The following is a 22,005-nucleotide window of genomic DNA, read 5'->3' as shown; positions in this document are numbered from 1 at the left end:
CTATGTTTTATAGCTCAGAGCAAACCCTGCTAAACCAGCAACAAGACATTACAGATTTTTTTACCCAGCAGGTAACTAAACAGCACTTAGCGACAGCCAATGGTGATTTATATTATGGCTTTGCAATACCAGAGCACGCACATACCGCAGTGGTTATTAGCTCAGGTCGTATCGAAGGGCTCGATAAATACCAAGAGCTACTGTGGGAATTATATAAAAATAACTATGCCGTGTTTATTGTTGACCATCAAGGTCAGGGGCGCTCCTACCGTGCTTTAGCAAATCCTCATAAAGGCTTTGTAAAACAGTTTTCTGACTATGCTCAAGATCTCGATTTATTTGATAACCAAATAGTCAAACAATTCTGGCAGGGTAAAAAAATTATGCTTGGTCATTCTATGGGCGGGGCAATTGCATTTGATTATCTAGCTCGGTTTGAAAATAACTACAGTGGCGTATTTTTATCAGCGCCAATGTTTGATATTTACACCAAAGGCACACCAAAACCCCTTGCCAAATTAGCGGCTAAAATTGCCTGTTTATTAGGGCTAAATACGCTGTATGCGTTTGGCCAAGGGGACTATAAGCCTGAAGAGTTTGCGGTAAATAGCCTAACAAGCAGCGAGATTCGCTATCAACTTTTTCGTAAAACATACCATAAAGAACCGAGTCTTCAGTTAGGAGGTGTAACCTATGGCTGGCTTAATGCCGCTTTTACGTTTATTACAAGCATAGAGCAGCTAACGCTCCCCGTGCCTATGTTTATTGCCAGTGCCCAATTGGATACCGTGGTGGATAACCAAGCTCAACATAACATTACCCACAAGCAAAAAACGGCTATTTTAGAAACGTTCAGTGAGGCAAAACATGAGTTACTGTTTGAGCAAGACACAATTCGTAGAGCGGTATTAACTCGCTTTTATGAATTTTCAGGCTCACTTACTTGAGTTTGGCTAAGTGATAATGGGTCTTGATGGATTAAAATATCCATCTCACAATCAAATTTGGCTTGGATCATAGCCACAACCTCATCAGCCACATAGTGTGCTCTGATCAGCGGTAAAGTATCTTCAAGCTCCAAATGCATTTGAATAAACTTTACTTTACCCCCTTGGCGAGTACGGACATCATGAACACCAAATACATCAGCATGGCTGTTTGCAATCTCAACTATCTGGCTTTTTTCTTCGTCTGGTAATTCTTTGTCCATTAAATGATCGGCACTTTGTCGGGCTATATCCCAACTGTTATAGAGTAAGTAACCCGCTACACCAATTGCGAATAATGGATCCGCGTACTGCATCCCATTTTGTGCTAATAAAATAGCCACCAGCACAGCAGCATTTAGAATAATATCGCCTTTATAGTGTACGGAGTCAGCTTTAATCGCTATTGAATCGGTATGATTGACAACTTTTGTTTGAACAAACACCACTACGAGGGTACAAGCGATAGCAAAAATGCTCACCCATACACCTAACATTGAATGACTTAGCACTACAGGGTTAAATAACCGCTCAACACCATGAAACGCTAACAAACAACCAGATCCGGCAATAAATGCTGCTTGACCAAGCCCCGCTAGCGCTTCTGCTTTGCCATGGCCAAAACGGTGATCATCATCAGCAGGCCTAAGGGCATAGCCTAACACCAAAAAGCTCATCGCAGATGCCGTTATATCCATTAATGAATCTGTCAGCGAGCCAAGCATAGATGCAGAGCCCGACGCCAACCATGCCCAGCATTTAGCTGCTATCATCAGGCTAACCATAACCATAGTGACCGCACTGGCGGTTTTCACCCAAAATTCATAACTGCGATGATGCACTTTTTTTACCTATACGTAAGCAACTCTTATAAACAGAGTATATCATTTTTTTAAAATGTTTAGTGTATACTCATAAGAGTAAAAAATTAGCTTATAATAAGGCACCTTCATGCTCGACATCGTTTTATACCAACCTGAAATTCCGCCAAATACGGGTAATATTATCCGTTTGTGCGCTAATACCGGATACTCACTTCATCTTATAGAGCCCTTAGGCTTTGAGTGGGACGATAAACGAGTAAAAAGAGCTGGCCTTGATTACCACGAGTTTAGTAACGTACAGCGCCATGCTTCATTTGAAGCCTACCTTGAAAAATGCCAACCAAAAAAAAGTATATGCATGCACCACTAAAGGCAGTCAGTTTCATCATCAAGCTAGCTATGAAGCCGGCGATTGCTTAGTCTTTGGCCCTGAAACTCGCGGCTTACCGGATGAACTCATACAATCGTTACCCGGTGAACAGCGGGTGCGTATTCCTATGCAAGCCAACAGCCGTAGTATGAATTTATCTAATGCCGTTGCCGTATTTGTATATGAATCATGGCGTCAATTGGGCTTCCCTAACGCGCAATAGACTAAAACTTAGCGTCTGTGCATGGCGCTAATATACAGCTTGTAGCACCACCTTCTACTTTAATTAATTTCATACTCGCTAATTCGCCATAAAGCATTTCCTAAACTAAGATCAATGAGTTGTTCTTTTTCATTGATTGATGGTATTTGATGCGCACACTCTTGCTAATAAGTTACTTATATTACGCACTATTTAGTGCCTCATTGATGGCCAGCACTGACGCGTTTAAAAACACTACTATTTTTAGCTCTTCTGTAAGTACCTCTGTATATCAAAAGGATTACGCGCTCAATTTATTTAATAGTTCAACCGTAAGTTCAGCCCAAGCGGTAATCAAAAATCAACTAACCTCTCCTTCAAATACAAATAATTTCAACTCAGGTTTCATACTCTCACCTCTAACTAAATATTTACTAATTGCTCTGGCTTTCCTCGTTCTCATTTTATTAATTGTCTATAAATTAAAAAGCAATGCTAAACACGATTTAGTAACCGCATTAATGACCCAATCAAAAGACGCTATTTTGATCGCTGACGAAAACTTTGAGATCACTGTAGTAAACCAAGCATTTACAACCATCAGTGGCTATAAACTCGAAGATGTCATTGCAAAAAAACCTAAAGCATTAACCCAACAAGGGCGAGACAAAAAACTAGAAAACCTTATTTACGATGAACTTGAAACCGAGGGTTACTGGTCTGGTGAGATTTGGAACCTACGTAAAGATGGTCAACCTTATGCTCTTGATTTATCTATTACTAAAGTAATCACGTCTCACTTGCGTAAAAACAAAACGCATTACATAGGTTTATTTTCAGATGTTACCGCACGTAAAAATAATGAACGTGCCATGCTCAAACTTACTATTAAGGATTATGTTACTGGTCTATCTAATAGAGCCATATTTATTGAGTCAGTAAATAAAGCAATAGAAAGTTGCAATAATAAATACCCAAGTTTAATGATCATTTTTATTGATCTAGATAACTTTAAAAAGATAAATGACTCACTTGGACACTGCATCGGCGATGAACTACTCAAAGAAGTTGCCGCAAGGCTAACAGCCAATTTAGATTCCGGTTATACCATAGCCCGCCTGGGAGGCGATGAATTTGCAGTGCTTATACCACCTTACCTTTACTCTGATAAAACAACATTTTATGCAAAAAAACAAGCTGATAAAATATTAAAACAGTTTCAGCTTCCTTTTATGCTTAACGGCATTGAGAGTTATATTTCAGCATGTTGTGGTATTGCTGCTTACCCTGAAAATGGCTACAGCAGTGAAGCAATTATGCGCAGCGCTAATAGCGCACTTAACCACGCTAAAAAGATGGGCCACAATAATTATCAATTTTTTGATAAAGCTAAACACACCATTGACCCAAATGAGTTAAGTAAAGAAAGTGCGCTTTTCCATGCTATTAATAACAACGACTTTGAATTATTTTATCAAGCAAAGTTTAATGCCGAAAAAGATCAGCTACACGGTTTTGAAGCTTTAGTGCGTTGGCCACAAGCTGACGGTACCGTGATCAGTCCTATCGAGTTTATCCCTTTGGCAGAGCAAAATGGTGCGATAATCCCTTTAACAGCCTTGCTGATGAAGCAACTATTTAAACAGTTAGAAGCTTGGCGCTCAGAGAGTATTGATTTTGGTAAAGTTGCAATGAATATATCCGCATTGCATTTTCAACAAACCAGTTTAGTTGAAACACTCACGGAGTGTTTAGCAACATTTGATGTACCCGCTCGTTGTATAGAACTTGAGATAACCGAAAGCGCCATGATGGACAACCCTGAATTTGCACAACAGCAAATGAATCGCATTAAAGCGTTAGGCTTTACTATTGCGCTTGATGATTTTGGCACTGGGCATTCCTCTTTGGGCTACCTTAAACGCTTTTCGATTGATACCTTAAAAATAGACCGCTCATTTATTCAAGACATCACCGAAAGTGAACAAGATAGAAACATCACCGCAACGATTATCCGTTTAGCAAAATACTTGCATATTGATGTAGTCGCAGAAGGGGTAGAAACTAAATCACAAGCCTATATGTTGCATGTCATGGGTTGCAGTATCATGCAAGGATATTACTATAGCCGCCCGCTTCGCGCTGAAAAAGTACCATCATTCATCACTAAACATAGCCTAATAAAAACCACGAACTCTATGCATAACTAACTAACAAAAAAGCGCAGTGCAAAACACTACGCTTTATTATACATCATTAAAACACGCTATTCTGATTTTTGCTCACGGCCCAACAATGCCATAGCGGCTTCTTTTACGTCTTTATTCTCATAAAGAACTTGATATATTTGCTCTGTAATAGGCATCTCAATACCCGTACGTTGAGCAAGTAAATACACTTCTTTGGTATTGCGATAGCCTTCAACAACTTGGCCAATGGACTCAATAGCAGCCTCAACTCCTTCACCTTTACCAAGTGCTAAACCAAAGCGACGGTTTCGTGATTGGTTATCAGTACAGGTTAGTATTAAATCACCAAGACCTGCCATACCCATAAAGGTTTCTGACTTAGCTCCCAATGCGCAACCTAAACGACATAACTCAGCTAACCCTCGGGTGATCAATGCTGTGCGCGCATTAGCACCAAAGCCAAAGCCATCTGACATGCCAGCGCCAATAGCGATAACATTTTTAACCGCACCACCGAGTTGAATGCCAATAAAGTCATCATTGTTATACACCCTAAATGAACGGCCACAATGTAATAAATCAGCTAACTGTTTGGCAAATGTAGTCGATGTAGACGACACTGAAATAGCTGTTGGTAAACCAATGGCCATTTCTTTTGCAAAAGTCGGCCCTGATACCACAGCTAACGGCACATCATCACCCAACTCTTGCTGCGCAACTTCTTGTAATAAACGCCCGGTATTTGGTTCAAGCCCTTTTGTTGCCCAAGCAACTTGTGCACCTTCACGTAGTGATGGCTTAATTTGACGTAACGTATCGCCAAATGCGTGACTGGGTACGACTACCAATATAATTTGGCTATCGTTAACTGCGGTATGTAAATCTGCTTCAAGAAGTAAAGTGTCAGGGAAAGTGACATCGGGTAAGTAACGTTGATTTTTCCGCTCAGCTGCAAGCGTGGCAACGTCGTCGCTATTGCGGCCCCAGAGCGTCACGTGGTGACCATTTCGGGCTAAACAAATAGCAAGGGCGGTGCCATAAGACCCCGCCCCTAATACAGTAACAGCTGAATTTGCTGTACTCATAAATTATGCGTCTGCTGTTGCCTGATCAGTTTGCGCTGCACGTTGCTGCATGTATTGAGCAAACAATGCATCAAAGTTAACTGGCGCAAGGTTAAGTTGTGGGAATGTACCACGATTAACTAAGTTAGAAACTGCTTCACGCGCATATGGGAATAACACATTAGGGCAAAAAAGCACCTAGCATGTGTGCAAGTTGAACTTCTTCAACTTCAGCGATAGTAAAGATACCCGCTTGTTGAATTTCACATAAAAACGCAGTTTCTTCGCCGATCGACGCAGTCACAGTTAGCGCTAAAACAACTTCAAATACACCTTCGTCTAATTTATTAGAGCGAGTATCAAGATCAAGCTTTACTTCAGGTGTCCATTCTTTTTGGAAGATAGCCGGTGAATTTGGCGTTTCGAAAGATACATCTTTAGTGTAAATACGTTGAATAGTAAATTGTGCGCCAGCGTCTTGTGCTGCTACGTTTTGGTTTTCTTCGTTCATTGTAATTCCTAACTTTAATCGTTTTTATAATAAATTCGTTAACTGGCTTTTAAGCGTTTAGCTTAGCATCAAGTTTACCTTGTGCTTCAATTGCCATCATGTCGTCACAACCGCCGATATGCTCATCATTAATAAAGATTTGCGGTACTGTGCTCGCACCACCTGCTTTTGCAATCATTTCATCGCGAAGCTGTGGCTGTACACCAATATCAATATTTTTAAACTGTACACCTTTGCTTTCAAGCAATGCCAAGGCACGTTGACAAAAAGGGCAATACGCTTTGGTGTATAGAACAACATTACTCATAAAAAATCCTCTATCGGCTGGCTTAATCTTGTTAGCGGCCGGTTGTCGTAGGTAGGCCAGCACTTTGCCAAGCGCCCATACCACCAGATAAAATATAAACTGACTCAAAACCCGCTTTATGCATTGCTGTTGCAATACCTGAAGCCGTCATGCCCGTTGTACATACTAATATAATGGGTTTGCTCTTAGACTTTTCAAGGCTTGAGAAGTCAGATTGTTTCGCTTTTTCTGGGTTGAGGTGTTCAGCCCCTGCTATACGGCCATTGTTAAATTCTTTTTGTGCACGTATATCAACAACTAAGCCATCTTCACGATTGATTAATAACGTTAATTGTTGCGGGTTTATTTGGCGAATTGCTGAAAATTTACTTTTAAACCAACCACCGACGATTAGCGCAACTAACGCCACCCAAGCCAAACTTAAAATCGGATGATTACCGATAAATTCAATATATTGATCCATGCGTCTTCCACTATGAAAATTGTCCCGCGCATTGAGCGCTGGGGTTAATACATCGGGGCTAGCCCCTAGCCACGCAAGTATACGTGCTTGATGAAAAATTACCAGAGAGTGAAATATATTAATATCGCGCTTTTTGAATGCTGATCCACAAGCAAAAACACGGTATGCTAACAAACCAACAGGTGGTAATTTTCAGGAGCTAAAATGACACAGCATAAAAAACCTCTCGTATTAATGATTTTGGATGGGTGGGGATACCGCGAAGACGAGCAAAGTAATGCCGTCTTAGCAGCTAACACGCCCGTATTAGATGAGCTTTGGGCAACACGCCCTCACACATTAATTTCAGGCTCTGGTTTAGATGTTGGTCTTCCTGATGGTCAAATGGGTAACTCAGAAGTAGGCCATGTTAACTTAGGTGCAGGGCGTATTGTCTATCAAGACTTCACTCGCATTACTAAATCAATTGATGATGGCGAATTTGAGCACAACCCAACCTTGGTTGAAAATATAGATAAAGCCGTTAACGCAGGTAAAGCCGTTCACCTAATGGGGCTATTAAGCCCAGGCGGTGTACACAGTCACGAAGATCACATTGTTGCCGCGATTGAAATGGCTGCTAAACGAGGTGCTAAAGAAGTTTACTTTCATGCATTTTTAGATGGCCGTGATACACCACCACGCAGTGCCCAGGCATCAATTGAACGTATTGAAGCATTATTTAATGAGCTTAACTGCGGCCGCTTAGCCTCAATTGTTGGTCGCTATTATGCAATGGACCGTGACAACCGCTGGAACCGTGTAGAACAAGCATACGACTTAATGGTCAGCGGCATCGCGCAACATACCTATACTAATGGTGTTGACGCATTAGCAGCAGCCTATGAACGCGACGAAAACGATGAATTCGTAGCCGCCACAGCAATTGCAGCTGATGGCCAACCAGCTGCTCAAATCAATGACGGCGATACCGTGATCTTTTTAAACTTTAGAGCTGACCGTGCCCGCGAAATGACTCGCGCATTTGTTGATGCTGACTTTGACGGCTTTGCCAAGAAAAAAGCCCCTCAATTAAGTGGCTTTGTCATGCTAACTGAATACGCCGCGGATATAGATGCCCCTGCAGCCTTTGCTCCTGAGCCATTAGTTAATGTACTTGGCGAATGGTTTGAAAAGCACAACAAAACGCAGCTGCGCATTTCTGAAACAGAAAAATACGCACACGTGACTTTCTTCTTCAGTGGTGGCCGTGAAGATGAATTTGAAGGCGAAACCCGCGAGCTAATCCCATCGCCTCAAGTTGCTACCTATGATTTACAACCTGAAATGAACTCTGAAATGCTCACCGACAAACTTGTGGCAGCAATTAAGAGTGGACAATACGACGCCATTATTTGTAATTACCCAAATGGTGATATGGTTGGTCACTCTGGTGTATTTGAAGCTGCCGTAAAAGCATGTGAAGCCGTTGATCATTGTATTGGTCGCGTTGTAGCTGCTTTAGAAGAGTTTGGCGGAGAAGCACTGATCACTGCCGATCATGGTAATGCAGAGCAAATGGCGAATCCTTCTACCGGCCAAGCACATACCGCACATACCAGCGAGCCAGTCCCCTTTATTTACGTAGGTCGCGACGCAACACCAACTGATGGCAAGGCACTTAGTGATGTAGCCCCCACCATGTTACACCTGATGGGCATGGAACAGCCTAGCGAAATGACTGGCACACCTATCATGACATTGAAATAAACCATGATAAAAAGTATTAACCAGTTAATTGGTAGTCTGTTAATGCTTACTTCATTCGTTGTTGCTCCGGCAATAGCGAATGAAGACCGTACTAAAAAAGACTTATCACAGATACAGAGCGCATTAAAACAAAGTGAAGCTGAGCTCGCAGCCCAACGCAAAGATATCGCCAAGCTACAAAAAACCTTACAACAGCATGAGCTAAATATTGCTAAAAATGCAAAAGCGCTCAATATTGCAAAGCAATCAATTAAAGACACTGAAAAACAACAAGCTCAACAGCAGCAACAAGCAAACACATTACTGCAACAGCAAAAACAGCGACAACAAGCACTGGCGGCACAATTAAAAAGTGCCTATATGTCAGGTGGGCACGACTACTCGAAAATGCTACTTAACCAACAAGACACCGCCCAAGTTGAGCGCACATTAAGTTATTACAATTACTTAAATAAAGCCCGCATAGAACAAATTGAAGAACTAAAAGCCTTGCTGGTAGAAATAGAAGCCGTACAGCTTGAACTTGAAAAAACTAAGCAACATTTACTGGCTTTACATCAAGAACAAACAACCCGACACCAAGCATTAGTTGATGCACAAAAGCAGCGTAAAACCAATATTAAGCAACTAAAAGCAAAATTAAACTCAACCGAAAACTCTATTAATTATTTAAAAGAAAACGAAAAAACACTGGTAACCACATTACAAGAGCTTGAAAAAGAAAAGACCCAAAAAGTAGAGTTACTGGGCCTTAATACCAGTAAAGGAAAATTAAACTGGCCAACAAAAGGTAAACTTGCCCACAAATTTGGCCAGCGTAAACACGGCGGAATCGATTGGAAAGGCGTGTTAATTAGCGCCAATGAAGGCAGCCAAGTTAGTAGCGTCCATAACGGCCAAGTTGTTTACGCTGACTGGCTCAAAGGGTATGGCTGGGTCATTGTTGTTGATCATGGTGAAGGATTCATGAGCCTTTATGGGCATACACAAACCTTGCTTAAAGATGTTGGCGACATGGTTCGTCAAGGCGATATTATTGCATTAGTAGGTCAAAGCGGCGGACAAGCAAATTCTGGTCTATACTTTGAAATACGCCATAAAGGACGCGCAGTAAATCCTGTTAAATGGTGCAGACGACTTTAATTGAATAAACGTAGCTGCACCCCATGGGGAGCAGCTGATGCCAACAACAAAAATGACCTCTTTTAACCTGCAGCATAATGTTATTAGCTGCAAACTGATTACTTACCTACTTTTGGTTAGTATTTTAATATGCCTGAGCTTTAGCAGCTTAGCCGTCACCTCGATTAGCGATCTTAAAAGCCAGCAAAAGCACGAAATTCTTTATAATATACATGCCTATTACGTTGAAGATTTGCCACTGCAAAGCAGCTTTGATGATCAGCAACAATTCGAAACCTTACTAAAAAACCTCGACCCTTATTCAAAGTTTTTAGATGAAAGCGAACTCAATGCTCTTTTTAATAGCACCAATGGTCGTTACACCGGCTTAGGCATTGAAGTGCAAGAGCTAGATGAACATATCATTATTATCAATGCACTAAAAAACTCACCGGCATACCATGCAGGAATTCAAAAAAAATGATATTTTATTGGCCATAAACAACCGCCCGGTTACCAATAAAAAAATCAGCCAAGTGGCAAATATGATCCAACAAAGTGAATCAACCACGATTCATTTGAGTATTCAAAGAGACAACTCAAAAGTGCCACTGGACTTTGCAGTAACCCGCAAAGAGATAAACCTCGAAAGTGTAACCAGTTCACTTTATGATTTTGGTATTGGCTATATGGCTATTGATAGCTTCACCAACCATACATTGCATGACGTTTCACGCCAATTAGCTAAATTAAAAAGTAATAATGGCGGTGCATTAACAGGCCTTGTTCTAGATTTGCGCGACAACCCCGGCGGCACATTACAAAGCGCAGTTGCGGTGTCTGACTTATTTTTACAAAGCGGCACTATAGTCACCACTAAAGGTCGCTTTTATGATGCTAATCAGCACTTTGAGGCAAGCAAAGGAGACATACTAAACGGCTCTCCTATCGTTGTTTTGATTAATGAAAACTCAGCCTCTGCCGCCGAGATACTAGCAGCTGCCTTAAAAGATAATAACCGAGCAACATTAGTAGGTAACAAGTCGTTTGGTAAAGGTTCTGTGCAATCGCTCATTCCATTAGGTAATGGCGATACCGCATTAAAGCTGACCACAGCAAAGTATTTTTCGCCTTCAGGCAAGTCGATAGATGGCGTAGGAGTTGCTCCTGATGTGGCTATTAATCAATCAGCTCTTTCACAAATAGATAAAGTCGCTATAATAAAAAATGAACAAGGAAAAAGTGATCAACCATGGCTTGGCAGCAGCCCGACTGATCAACAGTTACTTAAAGCAACACAATTACTGTCTATGAAGTGACCTTTGCTAATAACAGATAATAAAAATTATAAATGTGAAAAAACTGATTTGGCTATTAATAGCTATTTGCTCCTTGCCTGCATTAGTACAAGCAAAGCAGATAGCTATTGTGATTGATGATATTGGTAATCATCAGCGCGACTTAGAAACGTTAAACCTTCCTGGTAAAATTTCGTATTCGATTTTGCCCCATACCCCCTTTTCGCAAATTTTTGCCAAACTTGCCAGTCGTTCCGGCAAAGAGTTACTACTTCATGTGCCAATGCAAGCCCTAGATAATAGCAAAGCCCTCGGTCCAGGAGCATTGACAAGTGATATGGATAAAGAGCAACTACAACATACTCTTTATAGTGCACTGGCGAGCCTCCCCGAAGTTAAAGGGGTTAATAACCATATGGGCTCAGCGTTAACACAAAAAAGCCAACCCATGAAATGGACCATGGAAGTATTAAAGCAACGTGGCCTATATTTTTTAGATAGCCGCACCACTAGTTTGAGCCAAGCGCAAAACGTAGCAAATTTATATGGGGTAGAAAATGTAGGTCGCCATGTATTTTTAGACAACATCATCAACGAACAACAACTGCAATTTAGGTTTGATGAACTAAAACACAAAGCCCAGCGCTATAATTTCGCCATTGCCATCGCACACCCCTACCCTGAAACCATCGAGTTTTTATCGCGTAAACTCCCCGAGCTGGAACAACAAGGCTTTGAGCTCGTGCCGCTATCGCAGCTGGTAGAGCGAAAATATATACAACTCGCACAGGCAGAGCATAAAGGGATGAGTGCGAGGTAAGCTTTAAAGTTACAAGGGGAAAGGAGCTAGGTGCTAAATATCTTGCCTTTTGTGGGAACAGGCTTTAGCCGTGATTGTGTTTTAGGCTTAGAATATGTGTTAAAGCCAATCGGCGCTAAAGCGCTCTCCTACGATGGTAAAAGGTGCTAGGTTTATAGCCCGCTGCCCGTTACACATCGCCCATGCCTTTCCTCATTTACCCTCATTCATTTCTCTTTGTGAAAATCGTTTTAAGAGATTTATTCACAAAGAGGTTATGAGGCGCTGCGCTTAAGAGGAAAATATATATGGGTTATGTATTCTCATTTACCCTCATTCACTTCTCTTTGTGCAAATAAGTATTTAACTCCCTTACCCTAACCCCGTAGCTCCCACCCTAAGCATTTATTTGTTCTCATTCACTTTCAGTTTCAAACATAGTAAAATTTTACCAATTTCCTAATTATAATGAGCTTTTATAATGTCAATTCCGCACAGCCTTTTAAGCCAGCTAGTTAAACTTGCCCTTGATGAAGACCTTAATCACCAAAACGCAGAGCAAGGCGATATAACCGCAGCCTTAATCCCGCAAACACAACAAGCCAATGCAAAAGTAATTACCCGTGAAGACTGTGTATTTTGTGGCAAAGACATTATTTTAGAAGTATTCAACCAAGTAGATCCTAGCGTTTTAGTTAATGTGCTAGTAAATGATGGTGATAGCGTTAAAGCAAACGATACATTATTTACTGCAACGGGTTCTGCACGGGCTATTTTAACAGCAGAGCGTACAGCACTTAACTTTATGCAAACTCTATCAGGCACAGCAACAACCACTGCGCATTATGTAAAAGAGCTTGCAGGCACAACAACCCAATTACTCGATACTCGTAAAACAATTCCTGGTTTACGTGCATTACAAAAATACGCAGTTAAATGTGGTGGCGGGGCAAATCATCGTATTGGGTTGTTTGATGCGTTTTTAATAAAAGAAAACCACATTGCAGCCTGTGGCGGTATTGATAAAGCGGTTGCGCAAGCCAAGCTTAATCACCCAAGTAAACCGGTTGAAGTAGAAGTTGAATCACTTAATGAGCTAGATCAAGCCATAGTTGCCGGCGCAGATATTATAATGCTAGACAACTTTACTCCAGAGCAGATAAAACAAGCTGTCGAATTAACCGATAAGCGGGCAAAGCTAGAGGTTTCGGGCAATATGACCATAGAAACCCTTAAAACCTATTCACAAGCTGGGGTAGACTTTATTTCAAGCGGGGCGCTTACAAAAAATTTACAATCAATCGACTTATCAATGCGATTTGAGTAATTATTCTTAAAGTTCCAAATTTAATATTTACCTAATCCGTTGACAATTTGTACAAAAAAGCTTTAAATAAGCCAAAAGGCTTATTTTGTTACAAAGTGTTAATTTTAGAGCCCCATTTAATAAAAAATGATGTTAAGATAAGCCAAGAGAACTAAAAAAGCCTAAAAGCACTAATCCTAAATAATTATTTTTTGTTTTTTTACATTTGTTTGCTTTCAATTAGGTTAAAAGTAGCGATAACTTAAATTGTGTTTTTTACGCTAGGAAAGTTCATAAAATGACGCTAAATGCTGTTAAATTAGCTTTCAAAACGTAATTTTAGTGCTAAAGTAATTCTAATAGCCTACTTTTTCCTTCACAAAGGTTAGGTACACTTAGATTAGATAGAACGATTTTAAAAAAACCGTAAGATAAGCAAGTTATATTAGCTAAGGCACAAACCATCACTAATAAACTGATTAGCTTACATACACACTATCCTTTAGGAGAGGAACATGGAAAAAATGACACAACAAAGTCAAAAGGGTTTTACCCTAATTGAATTAATGATTGTAGTTGCAATCATCGGTATTCTTGCAGCAGTAGCACTGCCTGCTTATCAAGATTATACAACTCGTGCAAAAATGAGTGAAGTTGTTACTTTTGCGGGTTCAGCTAAAACTGCAGTTAGTGAGTGTATTATAACTACTGGTGATATTACTGCATGTAATAGCAATGCAAAAGTAGGTTTAGATACTAGCGGTATTTCATCTACTTATGTTGCCTCAGTTGCCGTAAGTGGTTCTGGTGTAATAACAACTACTGTCCAAGGAACTAATGTTACAGATTTAGATGGCTCTACATTAGTTTTTACTCCAACAGAAGCTAATGGTGGCATAACTTGGGCCTGTGCAATAAGCAGTAACACTTTAAATAAATACGTACCGCAAAACTGTCGCGCAAGCTAATTCAATTGATCTGACATAAAGCTCTTTTCTATTAAAGAGCTTTTTACCTTATGAACATCATAAAGCTTAATTATCACTCTCTTATCCCCTCCTTTTTTTTGGTGTTTTGTCTACTTCCATTTATTGATGAATCTTTGTTAGGCTTGTTTAATGAGAAGAGATTGTTTCAAACGCTCGTACTCATTTTATTTTTTGTATTTTATTTTCAGTTGCTTAAAATAAATAGAAGAGTAAAGTTGTTGTTAGCTTTAGTTCTGTTCATTGGTTTCGCCAGTACATTACTCAGTAATAATATACTAAATACAAGCTTAATTTATCTTCATACACTAATGCTAATAAACCTTGTTTTTTTAGGTTATAAAATAGAAGAAAATAACTCTATTTTATTTTATACGATATTCTTCTCTAACGTATTTGTAGTATCTTATTCATTACTTAATTATTCTTTTTTCATTCTATCAAGTGAGGCACCATTTCCTGATGGCGTTTTATATGGTTTTTATAACATTCGATTTTTTAATCAATTTCAAGTCCTAAGCATACCCTTTGTTATATTTTTTCTTTCACACTCTAAGTTACATCGAGTTGCTAAAGTCACTATGACTTTCAATTTCTTTTTGCTACTTTTTAGCAGTGCTCGAGGAGCTTTAATTGCAATATTGATAACTACAATAATTTACTGCTATTTCATAAATAGAAATATGATAAAAGAAATATTATTTTGTCTATTAGCTGCTGTTTTATTATTTTTACTTCATTATTTTTATCTTAGCTTTTACCACTCAGCTGAATACACAATAAGAACTAGTAGCTCTAAAAGATATGAATTATGGCTAGAAGTCATCAACAACATAAGCTTTAAAACACTACTTATTGGTAATGGCCCTGGAGGGTATAAGTCTACAACTTTCGATTTTGGCCATCCCCATAATAGCATCCTTCAAATTTTGAATAACTGGGGAGGAATTGTTTTATCTATTACTGTTTGGTTAACATATAAATTAATTAATCACTCACTAGACTTTATTAAAAAAAACAAAGATAACAGTGAGTTTTTAACCTGTTTTACTTCATTCTTGAGTTTACTAATTTACTCACTAGTCAGTGGCGTGATAGTAATGCCAATACCGCAGACTTTTTTATTTATTTTAGTTGGGATTTTACTTGGGTATTTAGGTTATAATTTATTTGATAACACAGATAAAAAAATAGCACTAATTATTACATTCACAATATCTTTACTTTATGCAGCATTAGTTTTATTGAGCTACAACTGTTTGGCCCCTAAACCGCATGGCCCTAACTTTTGGTCTAACGGGCAATTATCATTTGAACATTGTAAGCTTACTTACTTCGAGGATCAGTAATGGCAAAACAAGCAGATAAAAAAGGACTTGATACCTTCGAGTGGATCGGCGTAAGTGCCCGAGGTAAACGTCTTGAAGGCGAAATGACTGGTGCTAGTATTGCGTTAGTAAAGGCCCAGCTCCGAAAACAAGGCATCACCCCCTCTAAAGTCAAGCGTAAAGCCAAGCCGTTATTTGGCACACGTATGCAAAAAATCACGCCAAAAGACATAGCCCTGGTTACCAGACAAATTGCTACTATGTTGATGGCGGGTGTGCCACTCATTCAAGCGATTGAGATGATAGGTACCGGCTCCACTAATAAAAGCGTCGCTAAACTCATGGAAACCATTGGCGATGAAGTAAAAGCCGGTGGTACGTTATCGAACGCACTTCGTAAGCACCCGCGTTACTTTGATGATTTGTATTGTGATTTAGTTGCCTCTGGCGAGCAATCGGGCGCACTGGACAAAATATTTGACCGCGTTGCTCTTTATAAAGAAAAGTCAGAAGCGTTAAAATCAAAAATTAAAAAGGCCATGTTCTACCCCATCGCAGTTTTGGTAGTCGCCTTAATCGTTACCTCTATCCTACTTATTTTTGTAGTACCGCAATTCCAAGATATTTTCGCCGGTTTTGGTGCAGAATTGCCCGCATTTACCTTAATGGTTATTGGTATATCTGAATTTATGCAAGAGTATTGGTGGATGATGCTGATTGCCATTGTCGGATTTGGTTGGGCATATAAAGAAGCCCTGCTTAAAAGTAAAAAACTGCGAGATGCAAACGATAGAGCGATATTAAAACTACCGGTAATTGGTATGATTTTAAACAAAGCTGCGGTTGCACGTTATGCACGAACTTTATCGACCACGTTTGCTGCCGGTGTACCACTAGTTGATGCGCTTGATTCTGCGGCTGGCGCCTCAGGTAATGCAGTTTATCGCTATGCAATATTAGATATTAAAGCTGAGGTTAGCTCTGGTAACCAAATGAACTGGGCAATGCGTAACTCAAAAATATTCCCTGATATGGTAGTGCAAATGGTCGCCATAGGTGAAGAGTCTGGCTCACTTGATGGTATGCTTGCAAAGGTAGCCACCATTTATGAGCAAGAAGTGGATGATGCAGTAGACGGTTTATCAAGCCTGTTAGAACCTTTAATTATGGCTGTACTTGGTGTACTTGTTGGTGGTTTGATTATCGCTATGTATTTACCAATATTCCAACTTGGCTCGGTTATTTAATCGCTGTAATATATTTATTCACAAAGAGTTGGAAGGTGCTAGGTGCCTTGGCTTTGTGGGAACAGGCTTTAGCCGTGATTGTGTTTGAGGTTTGGAATATATGTAAAAGCTCATCGGCGCTAAAGCGCTCTCCTACAGGGTGTGGTGTGTGATTTGTCTTGTGGAACAGGCTTTAGCCGTGATTGTTTGGGTTTGGATATGTGTTGAACATCATCGGTGCTAAAGCACTCTCCTACAGGGTATAGAGTGTGATTTGTCTTGTAGGAACAGGCTTTAGCCGTGATTGTTTGGGTTTGGAATATGTGTAAAAGCTCATCGGCGCTAAAGCGCTCTCCTACGATGATAAATAGCTTGTATTCATAGCTCTTTACCCGAGCTTTCCTCTTTCAGTTATCTTTGTGAAAATGCTTTTTAACTTAATTTTTTAGGTATGTAATGCACGATTTTTTTCTTGATATAATTACAGTAATGCAAAACCAACTATGGTTTTACTTATTAACCATAGGCCTTGTTAGCTTATGTGTAGGTAGTTTTTTAAATGTGGTGATTTATCGCATACCTGAAATGATGAAACGTGAATGGCATAGTGAGTGTCGAATTTTACTTGCTGATGAGCTAAAACCAACTGAGCAAGCAAAGTCAAAAGCTGAGGTTTTTAACCTTATTAAGCCCAACTCCACTTGCCCTAAGTGTAAAACAGCCATTAAGCCTTGGCAGAATATCCCTGTTATTAGTTGGCTCTTATTAAAAGGCCGCTGCGCAAGTTGTAACACTCCGATATCAATTCGTTACCCCATTGTTGAAATGCTCACAGCTATATTGAGTCTAATTGTCGCCGCCACTTTTGGCGCAACAGATATCGCCTTGCTTTACGTCTTTGTAACCTGGGCGTTGATTGCCCTGACTTTTATCGATATTGATCACATGTTACTACCAGATCAACTCACCCTACCTCTAGTTTGGCTTGCTTTAATAGCCTCTGTATTTGGGGTGACGGAGCTCACAGCTACTGATGCAATAATTGGTGCCGCATGTGGCTATTTAAGCTTATGGAGCGTATTTTGGTTGTTTAAGCTGGTAACCGGTAAAGAAGGTATGGGTTATGGCGATTTTAAATTACTCGCCGTATTTGGTGCCCTACTTGGTTGGCAGGCGCTGTTAACTATTGTTTTGCTTTCAAGCGTAGTAGGTGCAGTGATTGGCATCGCGCTATTGAGCATTCAAGGTAAAGATAAAGCCACACCGATACCTTTTGGCCCCTACTTAGCCATCGCCGGATGGGTTACCTTACTTTGGGGTGAGCAAATTCAAAGCCTATATTTTAATTCTTTAGGTTACTAATATGACCCAAAAAAACAAAATTAATAACTGGGTGTTAGGGTTAACAGGCGGTATTGGTTCAGGCAAAAGCGCCGTAAGTGAAATGTTTGAAAAGCTCAATATAACGGTTGTTGATGCCGATATAGTTGCTCGCCAAGTCGTAGCGCCACAAAGCGAAGGTTTAAATGCTATAACTGCACACTTTGGTACTGATGTTTTAAACCCCGATGGCTCTTTAAATCGCAGTCATCTACGCGAAATTATTTTTGCACATAACGAACAAAAAACCTGGCTGAATAATTTACTCCACCCTTTGATTCGAGAAAAACTACTCACCGATTTAGCTAATGCCACCAGCGAATACGTTATATTAGTTGCCCCATTATTGTTTGAAAACAAGCTAGATCAATACTGTCAACGTACACTTGTAGTAGATGTACCAGAAGAAGTGCAGCTTGCCCGCACTACAAAGCGTGACGATGTAACAGAGCAGCAAACTAAAAGCATTATTGCAGCACAAATGTCGCGCCAAGATAAGCTAAAAAAAGCAGATGATATTATTGATAACAATCGCTGCTTGGACCTAGTAGAAAGTCAGTTGCAACAATTGCACTATCGTTATTTAGCCTTAGCTAAACAAGCTAAAGTAAACGCTAAATGATGAGAAAATCAAAAACATTTCATCTTTTTGTTTGCAAATTAAGCTAAATCAACAAGACTGATGTTATACCCTTCTTTTTTCTGATAAATTGCTAACATGAAAGGATCTTACCGGGTGCGCAATGAACATTAATTCACCATTATTACGAAAATTTATCACACTTGGTCGTGTTGACGCCGAAACAGTTAAATTAAAACAACGTGAATTTAGCTCTACCGCTGAGCTTATCGCTAAGTGCAGTGGAATTAACGGTCACGAGCTAGCTGAGCAATGTATTGATTTATTTCGTGTGCCTTATTTTGACTTACGTGATTTTAATGTTGAGTTAATCCCTAAAGAACTAGTTAAAGAAAAACTCATCAGGCAACACCATATTCTACCTTTAGTTAAAAAAGGCCGAAAACTTTATATCGCCGCCTCAGATCCTACAGACTATGGTGCCTTTGAAAACTTTGAGTTTAGTACAGGGCTTTCGTGCGAAGTCGTTGTTGCTGACTATCAGCAACTAGATAATAAAATTGAGCAATTACTCGATGCGTCTGGCAGTTTGAACTTAAGTGATGACGAGTTTAAAGAGTTTGCCGATTTAGATACTGACAGCTCTAAAGATCAACAAAATACAGGCGAAGACGAAAAAGACGACGCACCGATCATTGTCTACATTAATAAAATTTTAATGGACGCCATAAAAAAAGGCGCATCAGATTTACACTTTGAACCGTATGAACATAAATACCGTGTACGTTTTCGTATTGATGGTATTTTTGCACGAAATGGCAAGCCCACCTAATAGCTTAGCTACGCGGTTGTCAGCACGTATTAAAGTAATGGCGCGCTTAGATATCGCTGAAAAACGTAAACCACAAGATGGCCGCATAAAACTAAAAATTACCGAGCGTAAAAGCATCGATTTTCGTGTAAGCACCCTACCGACTTTATGGGGCGAGAAAATCGTAATGCGTATCCTAGATTCATCAAGTGCCATGCTCGGTATTGATGTACTAGGTTACGAACCCGAGCAGAAAAAGCTCTATATGGATGCCCTAGAGCAACCACAGGGGATGATTTTAGTTACCGGCCCTACCGGCTCTGGTAAAACAGTATCACTTTATACGGGCTTAAATATTCTTAATCAGCCTGAACGTAATATTAGTACCGCCGAGGATCCGGTTGAGATCAACCTTGAAGGGATTAACCAAGTACAAATAAACCCAAAAGCAGACATGACCTTCGCCAATGCACTTAAGGCATTCTTACGTCAAGATCCCGACGTAGTCATGGTCGGTGAGATCCGTGATCTTGAAACCGCTGAAATTTCAATAAAAGCGGCGCAAACAGGTCACTTGGTTATGTCTACATTACATACCAACTCAGCACCAGAAACCCTAACCCGCTTATTAAATATGGGTGTACCTGCATATAACGTAGCAAGCTCAATAACGTTAATTATCGCACAGCGCCTAGCGCGTCGTTTATGCCCTAAATGTAAAACACCCGAGACGCTGCCAGCTGAAGAACCAAAGCGCCAAGGATTTAGCGAGCAGCAAATAAATGAGTTAACTTTATTTGCACCTAAAGGGTGTGATAGCTGCACCGAAGGCTATAAAGGGCGTGTTGGTATATACGAAGTCATGCAAATCACGCCTGAAATTGCACAAATCATTATGCGTGGCGGTAACTCCCTAGAAATTGCAGAAGTGTCGTTAAAATCAGGGTTTAATAATTTACGTTTATCCGGCCTCAAAAAAGCAGCTGATGGAGTAACATCGCTTGCTGAAATAAACCGAGTGACAAGTTTTTAAAATAAGATTCTAGGTGCCTTAGCTCTTGTAGGAACAGGCTTTAGCCGTGATTTTGGGTTGAGGTTATATGTTAAAGCCCATCGGCGCTAAAGCGCTCTCCTACGATGGTAAAGATACTATGTATTGACAGCAACCTTTCTCATTTACCCTCATTCACTTCTCTTTGTGCAAATAGGTATTTTCTTTTATTTATGCCTTATCATTTACACTCATCCACTTCTCTTTGTAAAATAAGCCTCAATGCTTTATTCATGAGAATATATTATGCCAACAGTTGTAAACTGCCCTACTTGTAAAACCAAAGTTGAATGGTCTGAGCAAAGCCCTCACCGCCCATTTTGTTCAAAACGCTGTCAATTGATTGATTTAGGCGAATGGTCATTTGAGAATAACAAGATCTCAGCACCAATTACATCTGCTGAAGACTTAAGCCAAGATATGATTGAAGATATTGAAGAAATGCTCGCCAAAAACGACGACGATTTCTTTAAATAAACACCCAAAAATCACACTCCACATCCTGTAGGAGAGCGCTTTAGCGCCGATTGGCTTTTGCACACACCCCAATCTCAAACACAATCACGGCTGAAGCCTGTTCCCACAAGACAAATCACACTCCATACCCTGTAGGAGAGCGCTTTAGCGCCGATTGGCTTTAACCGCAATAATTTTTGAATCGTGGTGTAACACCTGTCTCTAATTTAATCTACACTTCATTAAATCGTTTTATATTTAATGGATTAAAATGAAACCTCATTCTTACAAATTACGCCAGCACCGCCAATCATGTATTAACAGTTATTACTCTGTCACTACATGCACGCACCTACGAACCAAATTATTTGAAGATTTTTATAGTGCACGAACTTTAATAAGCTCATTAAAACATTCAGATTCAAATGATTTAACACAAACAATCTGTTTCGTAATAATGCCAGATCATATGCACTGGTTATTTCAGCTTAAAACACAACAACCATTGTCTTCAGTGATAGCCAAAGTAAAAGGACGTACATCATTTCTTTTACACAAAGATAAGAAAGAAAAAATTTGGCAAACGGGTTTCTACGATTCATTAATTAGAGATGAAGCGCACTTATTGCATCAAGCAAGATATATCGCTGCTAACCCTATAAGAGCCGGCATTGTTAATAATTTAGGTAATTACCCTCATTGGGATTGTCTCTATTTGAATTCAGGGGGATTACCCAATCACGGCTAAAGCCTGTTCCCACAAGATAAATTACAACACACGAAGGGGTGATTACGGATTTCATTGGATAAAGCTTAAATTAATTAAGTACTTCAGAAGTAACGCAGAGACTTGGGTTGGTGATTTATTTGAAAATCTAAAAGTTGAAAAGTGGTGGCCCCTCCCAGACTCGAACTGGGGACCTAACGATTATGAGTCGTGTGCTCTAACCAACTGAGCTAAGGGGCCATATTGTATTAGCATGTATTAAACATAACT

General features: G+C 39.9%; 19 protein-coding genes, 1 tRNA gene and 3 pseudogenes. 17 read left to right on the top strand and 6 right to left on the bottom strand.

Annotation, left to right across the window (positions count from 1 at the left end):
- Positions 1-2: 2 nt before the first annotated feature.
- Positions 3-947, top strand: a complete 945-nt coding sequence (locus tag ACU8V8_RS01155; RefSeq protein WP_446888558.1) for an alpha/beta fold hydrolase — start codon at positions 3-5, stop codon at positions 945-947.
- On the opposite strand, the gene ACU8V8_RS01150 is transcribed toward ACU8V8_RS01155, so the two are convergent.
- Positions 920-1,828: a cation diffusion facilitator family transporter gene (locus tag ACU8V8_RS01150; RefSeq protein WP_446888557.1), complete on the bottom strand. Its 909-nt coding sequence runs from the start codon at positions 1,826-1,828 to the stop codon at positions 920-922. The two genes, ACU8V8_RS01155 and ACU8V8_RS01150, sit on opposite strands and share 28 nt — an antisense overlap.
- Before the next feature lie 109 nt (positions 1,829-1,937).
- Here ACU8V8_RS01150 and trmL point away from each other — a divergent pair.
- A pseudogene (trmL, locus tag ACU8V8_RS01145) lies at positions 1,938-2,403 on the top strand (tRNA (uridine(34)/cytosine(34)/5-carboxymethylaminomethyluridine(34)-2'-O)-methyltransferase TrmL).
- A 500-nt stretch (positions 2,404-2,903) separates the two neighbouring features.
- Entirely contained in the window at positions 2,904-4,592 is a 1,689-nt protein-coding gene (locus tag ACU8V8_RS01140) for a putative bifunctional diguanylate cyclase/phosphodiesterase (protein ID WP_446888556.1), read from the top strand.
- Positions 4,593-4,648: 56 nt separating this feature from the next.
- Here the strand turns inward: ACU8V8_RS01140 and gpsA are convergent, their stop codons facing one another.
- The 4 genes and pseudogenes from gpsA to ACU8V8_RS01120 form a co-directional block, all read right to left on the bottom strand.
- Positions 4,649-5,656, bottom strand: coding sequence for an NAD(P)H-dependent glycerol-3-phosphate dehydrogenase (gene gpsA, locus ACU8V8_RS01135; protein WP_446888555.1), 1,008 nt, complete (start codon positions 5,654-5,656; stop codon positions 4,649-4,651).
- Between the two features lie 3 nt (positions 5,657-5,659).
- A pseudogene (gene secB, locus ACU8V8_RS01130) lies at positions 5,660-6,146 on the bottom strand (protein-export chaperone SecB).
- A 49-nt stretch (positions 6,147-6,195) separates the two neighbouring features.
- On the bottom strand, positions 6,196-6,453 hold the full coding sequence (gene grxC, locus ACU8V8_RS01125; protein ID WP_446888554.1) for a glutaredoxin 3: 258 nt from the start codon (positions 6,451-6,453) through the stop codon (positions 6,196-6,198).
- Between the two features lie 31 nt (positions 6,454-6,484).
- Complete coding sequence (locus ACU8V8_RS01120) at positions 6,485-6,916, bottom strand: rhodanese-like domain-containing protein (RefSeq protein WP_087534388.1); 432 nt, start codon at positions 6,914-6,916, stop codon at positions 6,485-6,487.
- A gap of 204 nt (positions 6,917-7,120) precedes the next feature.
- On the opposite strand from ACU8V8_RS01120, the gene gpmM reads away from it, so the two are divergent.
- The 14 genes and pseudogenes from gpmM (at position 7,121) to ACU8V8_RS01050 (ending at position 21,756) form a co-directional block, all read left to right on the top strand.
- Positions 7,121-8,665 carry a 2,3-bisphosphoglycerate-independent phosphoglycerate mutase gene (gene gpmM, locus ACU8V8_RS01115; RefSeq protein ID WP_446888553.1) on the top strand — a complete coding sequence of 515 codons (1,545 nt, stop codon included), beginning with the start codon at positions 7,121-7,123 and terminating at the stop codon, positions 8,663-8,665.
- A 3-nt stretch (positions 8,666-8,668) separates the two neighbouring features.
- Entirely contained in the window at positions 8,669-9,808 is a 1,140-nt protein-coding gene (locus tag ACU8V8_RS01110; RefSeq protein WP_446888552.1) for a murein hydrolase activator EnvC family protein, read from the top strand.
- Between the two features lie 37 nt (positions 9,809-9,845).
- Positions 9,846-10,271, top strand: coding sequence for a hypothetical protein (locus ACU8V8_RS01105; RefSeq protein ID WP_446888551.1), 426 nt, complete (start codon positions 9,846-9,848; stop codon positions 10,269-10,271).
- Positions 10,249-11,106 carry a S41 family peptidase gene (locus ACU8V8_RS01100; RefSeq protein ID WP_446888550.1) on the top strand — a complete coding sequence of 286 codons (858 nt, stop codon included), beginning with the start codon at positions 10,249-10,251 and terminating at the stop codon, positions 11,104-11,106. Before ACU8V8_RS01105 ends, ACU8V8_RS01100 begins: the two co-directional genes overlap by 23 nt.
- A 34-nt stretch (positions 11,107-11,140) precedes the next feature.
- On the top strand, positions 11,141-11,905 hold the full coding sequence (locus tag ACU8V8_RS01095; RefSeq protein WP_446888549.1) for a divergent polysaccharide deacetylase family protein: 765 nt from the start codon (positions 11,141-11,143) through the stop codon (positions 11,903-11,905).
- 460 nt (positions 11,906-12,365) lie between these two features.
- Positions 12,366-13,211 (top strand): carboxylating nicotinate-nucleotide diphosphorylase, encoded by an 846-nt coding sequence (nadC, locus tag ACU8V8_RS01090; RefSeq protein WP_446888548.1) that lies wholly within the window; start codon positions 12,366-12,368, stop codon positions 13,209-13,211.
- A gap of 494 nt (positions 13,212-13,705) precedes the next feature.
- A complete protein-coding gene (locus ACU8V8_RS01085) occupies positions 13,706-14,158 on the top strand; it encodes a pilin (RefSeq protein ID WP_446888547.1) in 453 nt (150 codons plus the stop codon).
- A gap of 50 nt (positions 14,159-14,208) precedes the next feature.
- Positions 14,209-15,525 carry an O-antigen ligase family protein gene (locus ACU8V8_RS01080; RefSeq protein ID WP_446888546.1) on the top strand — a complete coding sequence of 439 codons (1,317 nt, stop codon included), beginning with the start codon at positions 14,209-14,211 and terminating at the stop codon, positions 15,523-15,525.
- Entirely contained in the window at positions 15,525-16,751 is a 1,227-nt protein-coding gene (locus ACU8V8_RS01075) for a type II secretion system F family protein (protein ID WP_446888545.1), read from the top strand. Before ACU8V8_RS01080 ends, ACU8V8_RS01075 begins: the two co-directional genes overlap by 1 nt.
- Positions 16,752-17,186: 435 nt before the next feature.
- Positions 17,187-18,092, top strand: a complete 906-nt coding sequence (locus ACU8V8_RS01070) for a prepilin peptidase (RefSeq protein ID WP_446888544.1) — start codon at positions 17,187-17,189, stop codon at positions 18,090-18,092.
- A gap of 1 nt (position 18,093) precedes the next feature.
- Positions 18,094-18,732: a dephospho-CoA kinase gene (coaE, locus tag ACU8V8_RS01065; RefSeq protein ID WP_446888543.1), complete on the top strand. Its 639-nt coding sequence runs from the start codon at positions 18,094-18,096 to the stop codon at positions 18,730-18,732.
- Between the two features lie 121 nt (positions 18,733-18,853).
- A pseudogene (gene pilB / locus ACU8V8_RS01060) lies at positions 18,854-20,534 on the top strand (type IV-A pilus assembly ATPase PilB).
- A 264-nt stretch (positions 20,535-20,798) separates the two neighbouring features.
- A complete protein-coding gene (yacG, locus tag ACU8V8_RS01055) occupies positions 20,799-21,029 on the top strand; it encodes a DNA gyrase inhibitor YacG (protein WP_087534398.1) in 231 nt (76 codons plus the stop codon).
- Between the two features lie 250 nt (positions 21,030-21,279).
- Positions 21,280-21,756 carry an REP-associated tyrosine transposase gene (locus ACU8V8_RS01050; RefSeq protein ID WP_446888542.1) on the top strand — a complete coding sequence of 159 codons (477 nt, stop codon included), beginning with the start codon at positions 21,280-21,282 and terminating at the stop codon, positions 21,754-21,756.
- A gap of 142 nt (positions 21,757-21,898) precedes the next feature.
- Here ACU8V8_RS01050 and ACU8V8_RS01045 read toward each other — a convergent pair.
- Positions 21,899-21,975 (bottom strand) — tRNA-Ile (locus ACU8V8_RS01045).
- Between the last annotated feature and the right edge of the window lie 30 nt (positions 21,976-22,005).

The sequence above is a fragment of the Pseudoalteromonas sp. SaAl2 genome (assembly GCF_052947895.1).
This window is presented reverse-complemented; position numbering and strand designations above follow the sequence as displayed.